The sequence below is a fragment of the Joostella atrarenae genome, from assembly GCF_021764745.1.
In the GTDB taxonomy this organism is placed as follows: domain Bacteria; phylum Bacteroidota; class Bacteroidia; order Flavobacteriales; family Flavobacteriaceae; genus Galbibacter; species Galbibacter atrarenae.
The window spans coordinates 1-17,022 of record NZ_JAETXX010000009.1 but is presented as its reverse complement, the minus strand read 5'-3'; the positions used below and the strand labels follow the sequence as shown (position 1 = coordinate 17,022).

The 17,022-nt window shown below is 31.7% G+C and carries 16 protein-coding genes; 8 read left to right on the top strand and 8 right to left on the bottom strand.

Features of this window, described 5'->3' with window-relative positions; translation table 11 throughout:
• Nucleotides 1-3: 3 nt before the first annotated feature.
• Nucleotides 4-405, top strand: coding sequence for a hypothetical protein (locus JM658_RS12715; protein WP_236959653.1), 402 nt, complete (start codon nt 4-6; stop codon nt 403-405).
• Between the two features lie 90 nt (nt 406-495).
• Here JM658_RS12715 and JM658_RS12710 read toward each other — a convergent pair whose 3' ends face one another.
• From JM658_RS12710 to JM658_RS12675, 8 genes are all read right to left on the bottom strand, one after another.
• Entirely contained in the window at nt 496-2,748 is a 2,253-nt protein-coding gene (locus tag JM658_RS12710; RefSeq protein WP_236959652.1) for a tetratricopeptide repeat protein, read from the bottom strand.
• A complete protein-coding gene (locus tag JM658_RS12705) occupies nt 2,745-3,404 on the bottom strand; it encodes a DUF1266 domain-containing protein (protein WP_236959651.1) in 660 nt (219 codons plus the stop codon). Before JM658_RS12705 ends, JM658_RS12710 begins: the two co-directional genes overlap by 4 nt.
• A gap of 3 nt (nt 3,405-3,407) precedes the next feature.
• Nucleotides 3,408-5,891, bottom strand: a complete 2,484-nt coding sequence (locus JM658_RS12700; RefSeq protein WP_236959650.1) for a hypothetical protein — start codon at nt 5,889-5,891, stop codon at nt 3,408-3,410.
• 100 nt (nt 5,892-5,991) lie between these two features.
• The gene (locus JM658_RS12695; RefSeq protein ID WP_236959649.1) at nt 5,992-7,077 is read right to left on the bottom strand and encodes an SMI1/KNR4 family protein; all 1,086 of its coding nucleotides are present in this window, start codon (nt 7,075-7,077) and stop codon (nt 5,992-5,994) included.
• A 124-nt stretch (nt 7,078-7,201) separates the two neighbouring features.
• Complete coding sequence (locus JM658_RS12690; protein WP_236959648.1) at nt 7,202-8,335, bottom strand: adenylosuccinate synthetase; 1,134 nt, start codon at nt 8,333-8,335, stop codon at nt 7,202-7,204.
• Nucleotides 8,336-9,196, bottom strand: a complete 861-nt coding sequence (locus JM658_RS12685; RefSeq protein WP_236959647.1) for a vWA domain-containing protein — start codon at nt 9,194-9,196, stop codon at nt 8,336-8,338. It abuts the gene before it with no gap.
• Nucleotide 9,197: 1 nt separating this feature from the next.
• Nucleotides 9,198-9,548, bottom strand: coding sequence for a hypothetical protein (locus JM658_RS12680; protein ID WP_236959646.1), 351 nt, complete (start codon nt 9,546-9,548; stop codon nt 9,198-9,200).
• Nucleotides 9,549-9,676: 128 nt separating this feature from the next.
• On the bottom strand, nt 9,677-10,684 hold the full coding sequence (locus tag JM658_RS12675) for a hypothetical protein (RefSeq protein ID WP_236959645.1): 1,008 nt from the start codon (nt 10,682-10,684) through the stop codon (nt 9,677-9,679).
• A 140-nt stretch (nt 10,685-10,824) separates the two neighbouring features.
• Between JM658_RS12675 and JM658_RS12670 the strand changes: the two genes are divergently transcribed.
• From JM658_RS12670 to JM658_RS12640, 7 genes are all read left to right on the top strand, one after another.
• Nucleotides 10,825-11,220 (top strand): hypothetical protein, encoded by a 396-nt coding sequence (locus JM658_RS12670; RefSeq protein ID WP_236959644.1) that lies wholly within the window; start codon nt 10,825-10,827, stop codon nt 11,218-11,220.
• Nucleotides 11,221-11,473: 253 nt separating this feature from the next.
• Nucleotides 11,474-11,956 (top strand): Dps family protein, encoded by a 483-nt coding sequence (locus JM658_RS12665; RefSeq protein ID WP_236959643.1) that lies wholly within the window; start codon nt 11,474-11,476, stop codon nt 11,954-11,956.
• A gap of 23 nt (nt 11,957-11,979) precedes the next feature.
• Nucleotides 11,980-12,366: an acyl-CoA thioesterase gene (locus JM658_RS12660; RefSeq protein ID WP_236959642.1), complete on the top strand. Its 387-nt coding sequence runs from the start codon at nt 11,980-11,982 to the stop codon at nt 12,364-12,366.
• Nucleotides 12,367-12,533: 167 nt separating this feature from the next.
• Nucleotides 12,534-13,214, top strand: a complete 681-nt coding sequence (locus tag JM658_RS12655) for a hypothetical protein (protein WP_236959641.1) — start codon at nt 12,534-12,536, stop codon at nt 13,212-13,214.
• Nucleotides 13,215-13,590: 376 nt separating this feature from the next.
• On the top strand, nt 13,591-14,865 hold the full coding sequence (locus JM658_RS12650; protein ID WP_236959640.1) for a ribonucleotide-diphosphate reductase subunit beta: 1,275 nt from the start codon (nt 13,591-13,593) through the stop codon (nt 14,863-14,865).
• 3 nt (nt 14,866-14,868) lie between these two features.
• The gene (locus tag JM658_RS12645) at nt 14,869-16,659 is read left to right on the top strand and encodes a ribonucleoside-diphosphate reductase subunit alpha (protein WP_236959639.1); all 1,791 of its coding nucleotides are present in this window, start codon (nt 14,869-14,871) and stop codon (nt 16,657-16,659) included.
• Nucleotides 16,660-16,789: 130 nt separating this feature from the next.
• Nucleotides 16,790-17,005: a hypothetical protein gene (locus tag JM658_RS12640; RefSeq protein ID WP_236959638.1), complete on the top strand. Its 216-nt coding sequence runs from the start codon at nt 16,790-16,792 to the stop codon at nt 17,003-17,005.
• Nucleotides 17,006-17,022 lie beyond the last annotated feature (17 nt).

Genomic DNA, 17,022 nt, shown 5'->3' with positions numbered 1-17,022 from the left:
ATTATGCAACAAAACAATGTAATAGACCGAATAGAATTTGTTTTAAATGAAGATAAGAATACAAACCAAAAATTTGAGCTAAGTCAATTTGATTATAATTTTTCATCAGGATATAGTTCAAGTGATAGTTCTGATAGGCAAATAGAGGTTTACATATCGGGATCTATAAATGCTACTATAACAGAACTTTTCTTAAAATGGATCTCAAATCAGCCAGGGGATTGGTCTGGTTCTATTAAATTATTTTTTAAAAATAATGATACTCCAGAGCTTACTCTTACGTTTGGAAGTTCTTCAGTAAGTAATTTTAGCCAGTCTTTCATTGAAAATAACACCTATGCGCATGATGCTTACTTTACGGCTGTTTTGCAGGATGTATTTCTTAACAATTTAAAAATGAGCTGATTTAAGAATATTTAAAGCTAAAAAAAAACTTCTTTATGACACTTAACATAAAGAAGTTTTTTAATTTATTTTTAAGCTATTAATAGCTACTTAGGCAAAATAGGTTTCTCTTATTATAGATTTCAGTTGCTTTAATTCTTTTTGCTCTTCGTCACTCAATGCTATATCCAATCTAGTTATTCCTTCTAGTAAATTATGTCTTAAAAACAAGTCGTCTTTACCAGCTGTTCTAGCTATTTCTTGATGTTCTTTTAATGCCTTTTCCGAGGGATTGTCTTTGCTCAAAAACATTGCGTTGTACTTTGTAAATTGGTTTACATCTTCTAATTTTTTAGCACAGGTCTTTATAGCATTACCAAAGAAATTGGTATCATCTTTAGGGCAATCATAGAATGAGCGATCTGGATAATTTAAAATTAGGTTTAAATAGGCTTCGAGTCCTTCTTTATATCGTTCTTTTTCAACTAATAAACCAGCATAATAATAATCTGTTTTCCATTCTCTTGCTGCTGGAGTTTCTACTTTAATAGTTTCGCAAATAGCAATACTTTTTTGTTTCAGAAAGCCTTCGTTAGCACAAGTAAAAGCTAATTTTAAATAGTAAGCTTTGTTTGTAGCTTTTGTGGCAGCAAGTTCTAATGCTTCTGCTGCTGCCTGATGGTTTTCTAAAACCCAATAGATTAATCCGTTGTTTCTATAATCTGAAAATGTCTCTGGATTTAAAATTAAATCTTCCTCAGTAAGATCAGCTAAACCTTCTGGCTTTTCAATTAAAAAGTCATAATAACATAACCAATGGAATATAGGATATAATTCTGGAGAAAGCTGTTCTTGTTCATAGTTATAGATAGCAAATTTATAGCATTCTTCATAGTCTCCCATTTCGAAGATTGTTTCTACACACATGTTTATAGTACTACAATATTCACTGTCTCCAATGTTGTAATAATTTACCTCTTCCTGCATATCTTTTAAAAAGGCCTTGTAATTATGATTCTTTTTATGGATAATCATTCGTAAATTAAACAACCAAGGAGCGTATGAATGTGGTGGTAAAGGAAAACCTTCTAAGGCTTCATTTATAACCTCGTGAGCCTTATCAAAATCTTCTAACATCACTAAAGCACGCGCTTTAAAGAATAGTGTTTTTAGTGTTGGTAGATTTTTTAGATGAAATTGCTCAACAATATCTATTATTGTCTGCCAACTTTGGGTTCTATTGTTTACTTCTAGTAGGTAAAATAAATATTCCTTTATCGAAAGTCCATTTCTATAGGCTTCATGGTAAGCAGCTGCAGTTTCATTATAATCTAGTTCAGAATAGAAAAACTCTGCTTTTAGTACCAACAACAATGGGTTTTTAGGATTTATAGCTAAGCCATGTTCAACACAGAAGCGTAGATCTTTATTATTTTTTGTATAGTGATATGCAGCATTTCCTAATAGCACATAATGATGTTGAGCTAATTGCCATTCAGAGGAAACAAGAGCATTCATATAATTTCTGTAGTCAGAAAAATCTATATAATTTTCATCAGGAAAATTTGGACTCTTTGGAGCTTTTAAAACTTGAATAACCAAATCATATTTCATATACGACTTAGCATAATCTGCGAATAGGTAACGTATTCTATCCGTTAGTTCTAAATTCTTCCATTCGCTATTCCATTGTTCCACAACCTCTACAGGTCGATTTTCCCATAAAGCGACTTGTATATAGGTTAGGCTTTTATTTATTGCATCCAAGCGATTATCAATTTGAAGACCTTTTAAAACTTTGAGATTGTGAGTAGACGATGCCAAATCCAACAATTTATAACAGTCCGCTTCTTCAGGGGAGTTACACAATTCTTCTAGCAAGGACGTTTCAATTTCCCATAGTAAAATTCGAGCTTCTGTAGTTGCGGGGTAACATTCAAGCACATATTTTAGCACTTCAATAGCTTCTGTATAACGCTTTTCTACTTGCAGCTTTAACGCGTAATGAATGTGTAATGTGTCGTTGTATGGATACGCTATTAACGCTTTTTCATATACCTCTTGCGAACATTTCTTATAATAGCTACAAATAAACTCATAATCAGAGGCTTGAACTTGTTTAATATTTTCTAGTGCTTCTAAATATGTTTGCATTAAACCTACATTAACATCTTTAAAAACCCCTAAATAGCGTGTGAAAATTCTAATATAACGTGCATTCCATTCAAGGGAATCATTTCCTAAGGCACTATAGTTTTCTTGAATAGCCAGTAAGTGCGATTCTAAATTAGAATAATACTTTTTATTATAAAGCATTTCTGCTCTTTCGATATGCTTAATTACTTCTTCTCTTGATAAACTCATAATTTCCATTCTTTAAACCATTCTCCATTTTGTATGTATAACCGTTGGTAGTGTTCCCAAAGCGTCTCTATTCCAGGAAATCTACTATTATCTTGTTCTTTAGCTCCTGAAACAAACTCATCACCAATACATACATTCTGGTGAAATTCTCCCCAGCTAGAAAAAGTAGACTTTATGCGGGTATTTACATCCTCTAATCTTAATATAACTTCATCAAGAGTTATAAAATCTAAGACAATACCCAAACGCATTAAGAAAATATAGTAAGCAAGTTCGTAACCAATGAGTTTCTCTTTTTGCAAGCTAAAGCGGTATTTCCACGCCCGTTTATAGATATTTTTAGTACTTGGATTCTCCAATTTATTATATTCGGCTTCAAAATCTTGCGTTGTTAAACTTCTAAATTTTGCTGCTAATTTTTCAAAACTATTAGAGACCATGCTGCCATTTTCATAGCGTTGTAAACTGTTACGAAGATGTAAGCCAGATTTAATCCCGTAAAGCTTTAATAATCTTTTTGCATGCTTTACATGAATCTCATCTTCTAAATTAAAACCAGACCAACTTGTTAATTCTGCATTTTTATGATTGTTTCTTAAAATCAAAGCAGATAGGTTTAATTGATCTTGTATTGTCGGTGTAATATCTTGCGTCATTATTTATGTGTTTAAATCGTTAACTACTTCTAATAAAGCTGTTGTTAACTCCTTTGAGTAGGCTCCCGAGTTTGCCATAGCCTTTAAGCCCAACTCATAAGAACTTGCCATTTTAGTGTTCTTTGCTACTGAAACAAATAGATTTCTACAGAGGTTTCCATATGTTTCAAGCGTTGTCCCTGGAGCTAAATCTGCATCTAATAATGTCATATAAAGCGCTTGGTTAAGTTGCATTTCTATAGCTGGGTGTTCTTCAAACCAAATTTTTAATTGCGATGTATTTTCGTTAAAAGCAGTAAGGAGTTCAATCTCATAATCATTAGTTTGCTTATAATTTTCAAGATTATTTAAGAGCATTTCAATGTATTTTTGATTTATCTCGAAACTAGATATATCAGTTTCTAATTTTTCCTTTTTCTCCTCAACTACAATTGTTTCTTTTTCTATTTCCTGCTGAAAATGATAATCATAAAATTCATTTACAATAGCTTGTAGTTGTTTGTTATTAGAAAAGTTTACTTCAGATGCATTATTATATTCATAAAGAGACTGTACAATAGGTTTAGCGAGCTTTTCTTTGTTTAACTGTTGAAGTAAATCTTTAAGATATTTTTCAATTTCTGTACCAACTGTCGCTAGTGCTTTTATGTGTTCCCCTTTAATTGTACTCTTTTGATGCAAAACGAGTAGGCGATTAAATGTTTTATTTAAAAAGAAAGATATATCGTCTTCAATAGCATTAAAATGATTGGCTGTACGTGTACCTTGCGTTTTTAAAACAGCTGAAACCCATACTGCTTCTCTGCGGGCGCTGTAATAATAATCGCTTAAAAAATTATACCAACTCTCAATATGGTTTAGAGAAAGAGGACGGTTTTCGTTGATATAATGGGTTCTTGCAAATTCATTACAAGCGGTAGAAATACAACTATCAATATTTTTTAAAGCCCAAACTTCATTAACAATATTAAACTTCTCTGTTTGCTCACACAATCCCGCTAGTGTCTCTACAATTAGAGTAAGGCTATTTACTTTAATATCTTCTGAAGTATTTCTAGCTGTATAAGCCATTTCTATTAAATATTTATACAGAGTTTCTTGATCCTCTTGATCAAAAAGTTCGAGTAGTGAAGCGCGTGCGTCATAAAACGAAAGCACTAAGAATTGGTTCAATGGATCGTTAATGCCAAACTCTTTAAAATGATCAAGCCAGTTTTTTAAGGAGCTATTAATTTTAAATAAGTCTCTAATTATAAACACTCCCGTAACTTGGAATTCTTTTCCTTCATGAAAAACTATAGGTAAACTTCCAGTTTGAAAACCTTTTAAATATCCTGAAAATATAGTGTTGTAAAGTTTAACTTGTTCTGGGTTCCCTGATTTTTGATTACATTTCTCGAACCAAAATGGTAAGAAATCAATTGGGATTATAGAAGTATTAATGTCTTCTAAAATATGTTTACCATTATCCTGGAAAGCTTCCGTGAAAAAATTACTCCCGCCATCTGCATTTAACCAATCTAAAAATTTTAGATAGCACTTTTCTAATTGTATGGTCGGAATATCTTTATTTCGGTTATTAAAAAGTAAAACATCTCCAGCATTCCACTCTTTAAGTCCTAAAGAAGTGATTAATGGATAAATACCATTTGCAGTTTTTATATTTAGTAAATCGATACTTTCTTCTTCTACAAAAACTAAGCGTTCTTGAAGGGCTTTGTGCGCTGCGAAAGCATATTCTAAATTATCATTATAAAAAGTAGCTAAATTTTCCGAAAGCCATGGTTGGATTAAGTTATAAGCACCTAAAAGATATGTTTTTCCTACAGGTAATATTTGGTGTAAAGCTGTAATAAATTCATGCCAATCATCATTAAAAAAATGCTTAATAAAGTCATTATTAATCTTAAAGGAATGTTTTGTGGCTTCTTTAGAGGAGTTAACTACAGCATAAGTTTCATTTAAAATTGTGTGTTTTAAACACTGCTGAATGATAAAATCTGAACTCAAATAATCTCTAATATCGAATGCGCGATGTATCAGAAAACGAGTAATTGGGAGTGAGGCTTCAGATTCGCTATGTACTAGCTTTTTGATGACAGTAAAAATTTGATCTCTTAGATTTTCTGAAATGTCTTCCGATTGTAAAAAGCTAAGACTGAAATAGAGGAAATCAGTCAATTTATAACTACTCTTTTTATCTGGATAAAAACCATTCTCTAATAGCGGTAGCCACGAAGCAATAAACTCTAAACCTTCTTTCTCATTCGCATAAATCTCTGGATGATAGTAAATTTGTTTTGCAAGTGATTCAGAAAAAATAGAATTGCAATTTTTATTGGTAATACTATTTTCTAGATTCTTATAAAGAATGCTCTTTTCGCAATCCATTAGTCCTAAAATATCTAGTAATGCTTTTCCTTCAGAAGGTTCTAAAAGCGTGATATTTAATTTTGGAATTACTTTATTTTTAAAAATTGAAAACATATATCGGTACTTAGTCAAATTATTTTTTAATAGATTGAACTTCTTCGTTATTGAAGAATGAAGTTTAACATTTGGTATTTAGTTGTTAGATTATTCAACCTCATTTATCTATAAGGTTTTTTAGAAAGGCACTCAGGGAGTCCGCTTTTTGTTGTACGGTTAACTTTTGCTTGCTAAAGCAGATTACTTGTCCTGCTTTCCCTAATATATTTGGGGCAAAGTCTATCGCTGCATAATTTCCATCTTCTAATTTTAAAAATGGAATCCAATAAGGTGTCATAAACATTGGGAGTTTTTTTCCGTCATTCTCTTCCGTAAAAGATAAATTTAAATACGAAACATGGTGTGGTCCTTCAAAGGGTATCTTTGTTGTTATTTTATTTTTATTTGGTGCAGGAATTAGCAGTTCTTTTAATCGCCAATCTTCGAATTCGATATTCCATTCTTTCCATATTTCTAGGACTTGCTGTGCATTCAAAAAATAAAAACCTTCAACTCCATTATGGAGTTTAAAAAAATCTTTTAAAAGTTTAGGGAACGCATAACCTGCTTCTCTCTCAAATTCTAGATATATCTTGTCATTTGTAATGGGAGGGTGGACTTTAAGATTTTTGGATGCTAATAAATTTTCAAATTCTTTTTTAATTATATCAAAATCTTCTTCTACATTTAGCTGAATAAAAGGCACTAGGTAATCTGCTTTTTCTTTGGCTAATTCTTCAGCAATAAATCTATAAGGAATAAACTTTTCGATAAAAGCACCTGTATCATTATAAATATGAATGTCTTTAAAATTTGACTCTGGCTGAGAAATAAAACTAATATGACTAAACTCATAAATGGTTGAAGTAGCCTTTTCTTTTTTATTATTTATAGCCAAAAACCATTCTTTAAATGGGGAGGTATTTTCAATCTCAAATGTGAAAACTATTTTTTCCTCTGAATAGGAAATCCCGTAGAATTTGGTAATAGACTTATAATCGGGTGTAATAAATAAGAGTTTAAATACTTTTTTATTGGTAACTCTTTCAATGGATTTAATAAGAACATCTCTAAATATAAAACAGTTTTTATGATGATCTGGATTTTCAAGAACTGGAAAGGTATTTATTTGAATTTTATTGAAATTGAAATCATCCCATTTCAAAGCTTTAAAATCTTCTGAATATAGTATATTATTACTCATTTTCTTAACTCTATGATAGGGTTAAATTACCTTTGAACATTTAAATTCTCATCACTGAAACTAATTATTTTGAATACTCCTAAAGGCGTTTACCATTAGATTGATTGTGATATTATGACTGAAATCACTCCGATATTTTCTTGATAAATTGTGACATAGGGCTATAACTACCATATACAGTATTGAAGTTAGTTTTGATTTTTTGTAGCAGATCAGAAGATGAAAATTCAGAGAGTTGATCTAAACATGTAATGATTAGATTTTTAGTTGTTTTAAGTTCCTCATGATAAATTGCATCACAGCTAAGAGCATAATTTAATAACTCACTATCCAATGCTTTTACTCGGAATTCACCCTGAAATTCATTTGTAACATTAGTTTCATGTTCATTATTCTCTAGGGTAACCGATTCGGTGTTTGCCATTGGGCCATTTCCATGTCGAGTTTGATAACAACGAGTAACATAATAGATCGCAATTTCTACATGATTTCCCAAGTGCTTTTTAATAAGCTGAATGGCATTTTTAGAAGTCGTATTACTCCACGTAGTATGCGGATAGAAACCATGTTGTGTATCCAGCAATATTCCTTGGCTGCCTTCAAAAATAAAATCACTATAAGAAGAAGCTAATGTGGACAAACCTTCTAATCTATAAAACTTTTGAATAGCCAAACACGTTTCTATATAATAAGCCTCGTCATAGTTTTTTAATTCCTTTTCAAAGTAATCTTGGACACTTTTAGGTTGATTAAGAATCAATTTTGTATAGTAAACTCTAATACTATTTAGACGTTGCTTTATGATAGAGGCAAATTGCAAATCGTTAGCATAGAAATAGACATCTTCCTTATTTCGAGCAATGGTAGTTCCAAAACCTAACCCACAAGAACCATGACGTTGTTGCTTCTCAATAGCACGATTGTATGCTATATCATAAATGGTGGTTACCATTGCGAGCGGATTAAAATAAAGTTTTGGTTGGTATTTATTTAAGTAATTTCCTTCTTCTAAAATTGCAGGAGGAAATAGGGTAGTGTGCTCAGAATAATAGGTTGGAATACCTTGTAAAGTCCCAGAACCGAAATTACTAAAGGTATGAGAAAGCTCCTCGTTTTTTACTGTATGCCCAATCTGATGGCCTCCAGAAAATCGTATTACCAACGTTTCTTTAGGTTTATGGGATGCCAAAAAACTTGTTGTTAAACCTTTTCCAGCATCACCAAACCCTAAATCTATAACTATACTACATTTTGCCATTTAAAGCATATTTTCAATTTCTGGATTACCTAGCGTATTATTTGTTTGACTTCCAGAAGCTGGTTTATGGTGTTGTATTACAATTTCGGCAATACGTTTGGCAACCTTCATATAGTCCGGTATTTCAATAAAATGTTCTCCTAAGAGTTCTTTCCAGTTTCCTTTTCGTAGCGAATGTTTAGAATATTCTGAATGCTCTAAATGTAAATGAAACACGTTATATTTCTCTTGAGCTTCTTCAATAATAGCTTTTGTACTAATAGTTTTAGCTTCTTCTTCAGAAGTATATTTTTTGATTACTTCAGCAGGGATTTTATCAAAAACAGGTTCGTCTCCAATAGTGAATAAGAAGCCCTTTTGTTTTCTCTTTTCCCAACAATCGATATTGGTATGTCTTGCAGCAAATAAATGAGCCAAATTATAACCTTCTTGGTTATTTCCACCGCCGCCACTTTCTAAATATACCTTTGTAAGCCAACGATCTAATAACTCTGCCGAAGATTCAAATTGACCAACTTGTAAAGGAGCATTATCATAAACAAAATCTCCAATCCCCATAAATAGAACTTGCGGGTGTTCAATTCCAGCTTCCATTAGAGAACTTATTAGATCTGGCAAAGTTTCCTTCACTATAACTTCGGGTACAAACCCCATACTTCCTGTAACATCAAGCGCTACAATTATAGATAATGACTCTGGATGCTCCTCCGAATCTCTAGATTCTCTAGCAATTACATTACTGGGGTTCATCTCTGGATCAATTTCTCGAGAAGTAAATATTTGCTCTCTAGATTTGTTATTATAACCTTTTGAGAACCTTAAGCGCGTATAGGCTTCATAGCTAAATTTTCCTCCTCCCATTTTATATGATATTTAATTTTTCGCCAAATAGATATGTATACCTTTTAATAGCGAGTTCTAGTTTAATTTCTAAATTTCTAATCTTAACTGTCATTTCTAAATCTTTAGAGACATAGTTTTTTGCATCGAAATCTGTTGCCAACACAAGGCTATTAGCGTCTGTAGGACTCATATCGAGCATGTTTTCCTGTTCTCTTTTTAAGCGTTTTAGTAATAAGCTTAAATCTTCAGCCTCCCGCTTATAAAGCAATTGTGCATCTTCAACAATGGCTCTTGCACGATCGTCTCTAATCTTTTCATTATTGCGTTTTAACGAATCTAAAAATGCTCCATTTAATTTATTGTCTTCCATAACTAAGATTGTTTATACAAAAGTAGAGGGTGAAAAAGAGGTTTTTATCACTGAATACAGGGATACTTTTAATTAACTTTACGTTTAAGCGTTTATTTCTGAAGTACTCTATTAACAATTAAGAGTGATTACCACTTTGTAGATAAAAATGCTTCTTCCTCTTTTGCTATCATTTCATCCATTGATAAATGGGTAGAAATAGGAACGAAGTCAATAGAATGAACTTCTTTTGTTTCGTTGTTATAGTACACCTTAATATAGCCTGTAATAGGAGAAACCCAAACACCCTTTTCTCGTTCTTCTATTTCTTTTTTGGTTTTTATCGTTTCTGTAGCAGTTATCCAAAGTACATTGTTAAAATTGTTTGGATTAATGTAACTATCATAATAATCATAAGTTTTTTGTTTAGGATGTGATTTTTTTAAGTACTTATTTATTTCAGTATCAACAGTCTCTTTTATGTCATTAAAAGCTTCCCCTTTTTTATGCAACCGGTAGTTTTTTAATTCCCAAATTGAGTCTACTTGTTCTAAATTATGTTCAAGAGAAATATTAGTATTTGGAGGAATATTTAATAGCAACGGGATCTCATGATAATACCCTAGAATTTCTGACTTCTCTTTATTGAAAAGGGTTAAAAAATACTCTTCTTTATCTAGAATTTCAGCCTCTGTATATTCTTTTTTAAATGAGAAAATAATTTCATTGTAACCCCATTCTAAAGTTACCCCAAGAGGTTCCATTAATTCTGAAATCTCATTTTGCTTTCTCACGGCTAGAACTCTTTCTAAATACCGCTCATTAAAAGACAACCCACCAGGTGAATCGGAAGGGATATCTTTCAGATCATTAATTTTTTTGGCATCAAAAGTAATTATGAGTTCTACTTTCGGATTCTCTTTTTCAAAAACTCGAGCAATAAAACAATTGGGGTTCATATTCCCCGAATTAAAAAAACGATCTAAATCACTGTAATCTAACTTATTGTTATAGTTTCTTTCTAGAAAGGAATGCAGATTCTTAGCGGCTACCTTCTTAGATACCATAAATTTTGACTTCGCAACGTTTATAACAATACCTCCAATTAATATAAAAATTCCGATTCCAATCGTGATTTGTTTAAGTCCTATTTCCATATCACTAAATTACATTCGTGTTTCTTTTTTTATATCACGGAATTCAGTGAGTGTTTTTTTTACCCAAATCAGGTCTTATTTTAGGAAGCACGGTATAGTAGTTTTGTAAAGAGATTATAAAACTAAAAACACATAATATTATGGGATTACAAGAAAAGAAAGCGATAAGAATGGTAGAAGAGCAATATTTAAGCGACTACCAAAATGAAATTAATACTACAGTAGGAAAGGAATTACCAATTAAAATTAATTGGGATACTTTTGAATTGGAGTATATTAAATTCGTGCCAAGTGTTTGTTTACAGCGTTTAACAGATGCTATAAAAAATGTATGTGAGGACGATCTAGGAAAAGAGTCAATCCAAGAAAGTATAAACACTATTGAAGTTAATTGTATTCCAAATGAAGATGCAGAAGCTAATAAGTCTTTAAAAATTGAAGATGGTACCTTTACTTTAACTGCATGTTGGGGAGGACACCATTCTGGCTATTATCCAGATATTGCTTTGAAAGAGTTTATTGAAAATAACTTATAATGCTAGAAAGCCTGAAGTATATCTTCAGGTTTTTTTATTTTATGATCAAACGTAATTTAATTTATCTCTTAAATATTTTGTCAATTAGCTTTACTGGTTTTGTATCTATTTCAAAGACTTCTAGAACTTTAATCATCATTTATACAGCGCATAGTTATAGGTTATCGTTATATAGTTTTTAGATGTCGATAGTATTTAATTATGACTATGGCTATAAGTATCTTGCACCTAGAAAAAATAAAGATAATTAAAGATGAATTTACAAGAGTTAAATAAAATAGGATTAACCCAAGAGGGTTCTGAAAATACAGCAGAAAAGTTAAATGAGCTTTTAGCGAATTATCAAATATTTTATATGAATGTAAGAGGCTTGCATTGGAATATTAAAGGGAAAGATTTTTTTGTATTGCATGAAAAGTTTGAAGAATTATATAACAGTTCTCTAGAGAATATTGATGAAATAGCAGAGCGTATCTTAACGTTAGGGGTAACGCCTTTACATTCTTATAAGGCCTACACTAAGATTTCTAAAATTGAAGAAGCAGAAAATGTTTTTGATAGTGGAGAAGCTTTAAACACAGTTTTAAACGGATTAAGACAATTACTTATCATCGAACGTGAAATTTTAGGAGTAGCATCAGAAATAAATGATGAGGGAACCGTATCTTTAATGAGTGATTACATTACTGAACAAGAAAAATTAGTTTGGATGTTTTCTGCAGTAGTTTCAAAATAAAAAAGAATGTAATTTTTTAAAACATGAGATTTCATACAAGAAAATGGGTAAAACCCGAAGATTTAAATGCGAACGAAACTCTTTTTGGAGGAAAATTATTAGCATGGATAGATGAAGAAGCAGCTTTATACAGTATTATTCAGCTAGAAAATAATTTTGTTGTAACTAAATACATGTCCGAAATAAATTTTATCTCTTCAGCAAAAAAAGGAGATATTATAGAAATAGGAATAGAAGTTATCAAGTTTGGTAAAACATCCTTAACATTAAGTTGTGAGGTTCGTAATAAAATGACAAGGCAAACTATTATTACGATCGATAAAATTATAATGGTGAATCTAGATAAAGATGGTAATCCACTTCCACATAATAAAACAGAAATTGAATATGTAAAGGATAGGTTGAAATAAACCTAAATTCTTACAAAAGCCCTCAAGAAATTGAGCGCTTTTTTGTTTTGCATTGAATAATTTGTTCTTATTGATTTTAGCAATTAAAAGTGATGAAGATTTTTCATTTTAATATTAAATTTGTAGCTGATAAAAAATAATATAAAACCCTAAAATCGAATTTAACCATGAAAAAATTATTTATTATTTGTACATTATTAATGTCGCTTTTCTCTAGTTGTGAGACAGAAAATTCGGAAGATGTAACTCAGGACAGAATTTATACCAGTTACGAAATTTTATACATCCAAGATGAAGATAAAACAATAGCGAAAGCTTTATTCACTTTTGGTAATGGCGAAGGAACAAGGCTTCAACTTTCAGAAGGAGCATCTATTACCTTTAACAATACAAAAATTCCTTTTAATAGTTTATTAGGGAACTACGAATTAGAAATGTCTGGACTAGTTGACTCTGGAAGCTTTACTTATAAAGATTTAGAAGGAAATACTTTTAGTAACAGTTTTACTATTAATCCAATATCTTTTACTGAAAGTGTTCCAATGACTATTGATAGAAGCAAATCCTATGATATTAATTGGGGAGGAAGTCCTGTAGGGAGTAATGATTCTTCAGTAGTTGTAACTGTTGTTCCAAATAATTTAGGGCAATCCAAAGTGTTTATTGAGGCAGATGAGAATGCTGAAACGGTAGTATTAAATCCAACGATATTGGGAGAAATAGATCCTCAACCAGGAAGATTATATATAGAGAGGAAAGATGTTTTAAGAGAAATGGAATCTACTTCTGCTGGAGGAGTGTTTTATGGAAATTATAGAGCTAAATCAGTTGAAGTTACAATTAAATAGAATCCACTTCCACATAATAAAACAGAAATTGAATATGTAAAGGATAGATTGAAATAAATCTTAATTCTTACAAAAGTGCTCAAGAAATTGAGCACTTTTTTTGTGTTCTAATATCAAGATATAAAGATGGCGTGCCGAGCTATAATACAACTAAATAAATTCATCTTATCCTTACTTTATAAGTTGATGTCTCTAAAGGACGATTCTATGTGATAAATGCTAGATTTCATATTCATTTTTCACTTCAAGTAACTTGAAATGTTGATAAGATGTTAAGAACAAAAACCGTGATAGAGGATATAGTTTTAAATTATTTCGGAAATTTATATTCTCTATTTATTTAGAACTGTTCTAATTAATTTATTACATTTTTTTCATGGCCATAACTCATTTAACTAAAAGAAATTCCATACAGAAGCCCTTTGAACTCAGTAAGATAAGTAGCGCAATATTAAAAGCTATGAACGCTGTAAATCATGGGGAGACTCATGATGCGCAAAATATAGCTAATAGCGTTTACGATGCATTACTAAAGCGTAAAGAACAACATATTGATTACATTCCTACGGTAGAAGAGGTACAGGATGTTGTTGAAGAAAGATTGATGGATGGTGGATTTTACGATGTAGCGAAAGCATATATTCTTTATAGAAATAAACAGGCGCAAAGTAGAAAGAAAAATATTTTTGAAAAGCGTCTTAATCTTAAACCTTATGAATATCCAGAATTATACGAATATGTACCTGCAATTCGTCATTCTTATTGGATCCATACAGAGTTTAATTTTACGAGCGATATACAGGACTTTAAATTCAATCTGAGTGATGTTGAGAAGAATGCGGTAAAGAATACCATGTTAGCAATTTCTCAAATTGAAGTGGCTGTTAAAACATTTTGGGGAGATATATATATGAAGCTTCCTAAGCCAGAAATAGGGTCTGTAGGTGCAACTTTTGCAGAAAGTGAGGTAAGACACCACGATGCATATTCACATTTGCTAGAAATATTGGGGCTAAATAAAGAGTTCGAAGAACTTAAAAAGAAGCCTGCTATTATGAGACGTGTAAATTACCTTGAAACGGCTCTTAAAAATTCAAAAAGTGAACATGAAAAAGAGTATACAGAATCGATATTATTGTTCTCGTTGTTTATAGAACATGTATCCTTATTTTCTCAGTTTTTGATCATAATGGCTTTTAATAAGCACCAAAATAAATTAAAAGGGATTTCTAATGTTGTAGAAGCAACTTCAAAAGAGGAACAAATACATGGAGATTTCGGAGTTGAGCTTATAAATATCATTAAAGAAGAGCGTCCTTCTTGGTTTGATGAAGATCATGATTTAATGATTCAGCAATTATGTGAAGAGGCATACGAAGCAGAAAAGCAAGTGGTAGATTGGATTTTTGAAGATGGAGAATTAGACTTTTTACCGAAGGCAGTTGTAAATGAATTTATAAAAAACCGATTTAATAAATCGCTAGAAAGTATAGGGATTAAAAAAATATTTGAGATTGATGAGGCTTTATTAAATGAAACCGAATGGTTTGATGATGAAATTATAGGCACAAAGCATGGAGATTTCTTCGTTAAGCGCTCTATCAATTATAGTAAAAGAACACAAAGTATAACCAGTGACGACTTATTTTAAACCATGGAAAATAGAGAATTAAAAGAACAAGAGGTACAGCAAAAAGATACCAATACGCAACAATTAATAAATGCTCGTAAACAATTTCTTGAAGCTAATGCAGCTGGAAAAGAAGTTGATGATTTCCAATGGTTAAATGAATACAGTCAGCAGTTCTTAGCATCTGGATATCTTACTAAAGATGTTACTCCAAAGGGGCGTATCCGTGAAATTGCGGATAGAGCAGAAGCTATTTTAGAAATTCCTGGTTATAGCGATAAGTTTTACAAGTATATGTCTCAAGGTTTCTTTTCTTTGGCGTCTCCAGTATGGTCAAACTTTGGAAAAGAACGTGGATTGCCAATTAGTTGCTTCGGATCTCATTTGGATGATGATATGGGGAACATTTTATATACACAATCAGAGGTTGGAATGATGTCCAAACTAGGGGGTGGTACCTCGGGGTATTTTGGGAACCTTCGTCATAGAGGTGCTACTGTTAAGAATAACGGTGAAGCATCTGGAGCTGTGCATATAATGCAATTATTCGAATCCATGGTCGATGTGGTTAGTCAGGGTTCTGTACGTCGTGGTAGGTTCTCTCCTTATTTACCTGTAGAGCACCCAGATATAAAAGAGTTTTTGGAAATTGGTTCTGAAGGAAATCCTATTCAGCAGTTAACACACGGGGTTACTGTTACGAGTAAATGGATGGAAGAAATGATAGAAGGCGATGTAGATAAAAGAACTATTTGGGCAAAAGTTCTTCAGAGTCGTGGGGAAATGGGGTATCCATATGTGTTCTTTACAGACAATGCTAACGATGGGAGTGTAGATGTTTATAAAGATAAATCGCATCGTATTCTAGCAAGTAATTTATGTACTGAAATCATGCTGCCTTCTAATGAAGATTGGTCTTTTGTATGTGTACTTTCAAGTTTAAATGTTTTGCATTATGACAAATGGAAAGATACTGATGCAGTAGAAACGATGATATATTTTCTTGATGCGGTGATAACGGAGTTTTTAGAAAAATTAGAAACATATCGAGATTCAGAAAATAGAGATGACCGTCAGACTTTCTTATTTATGGAGCGTGCTTATAATTTTGCAAAAGAAAATCGTGCTTTAGGATTAGGAGTTTTGGGATGGCATTCATTATTACAGTCTAAGAGATTATCTTTTGAAAGTCAAGATGCTTTCAATCTAAATCACGAGATTTTTCAAACAATACAAGATAGATCTTATAAAGCTTCAGCAGAATTAGCTAAACTATTTGGAGAACCTAAAGTATTAAAAGGGTATGGTAGAAGAAACGCTACATTAAATGCTATAGCACCAACCACTTCATCAGCATTTATTTTAGGACAAGTATCACAGGGGATTGAGCCAATTTGGTCTAATATTTATGTGAAAGATATTGCCAAGATAAAGACTACTATAAAGAATCCATATCTAGAGGAGTTGCTGGAAGAAAAGGGACAAAATACACTGGAAACTTGGAGAAGTATAAGAGATATGGACGGTTCTGTTCAGCATTTAGATTTTTTAACAGATCATGAAAAGTCGGTTTTTAAGACCTATTCTGAAATTGATCAGATGGATATTATATACCAAGCAGCAGCAAGACAACCATTTATCGATCAGGGGCAGTCATTAAATATTATTATACACCCAGAAATGCCTGTAAAAGAAATTAATAATATTCATATAACTGCATGGAAACTTGGATTAAAATCTTTATACTACCAGCATAGTATGAATGCAGCTCAAAAATTCAAGCAGCGAAAAGAATGTACCAGTTGTGAAGCGTAGTATTTATTGCTACTGATTTTTTTCTTAGGAGTTAAATTCGTTTATTTAAAATAGGAAACCTGAAGGGTTTAACGAATTATAAACACTGTATTCGGAATATAAGTAAGTATAAAGGGAAAGGATAATTAGTATGGATTTAATAAAGGAAGCAGAGTCTTTTGAGAATGAAAAGATGGCTAATATGTCAACTAGCGATAGAGTAGAAGCCTCTAGGAAAGCTAAAGATTTGATTTTAAGGATAAATGAAGTCTATAAAGAGACCAAGGATGAAGAATTGATGGACCTCATGAAAAGACTCACGCTTAAAAAGCAGAAAATAGAAAAACGCCTAAAAGGAAGAAGTTAATTTCTGACATTTTCTTT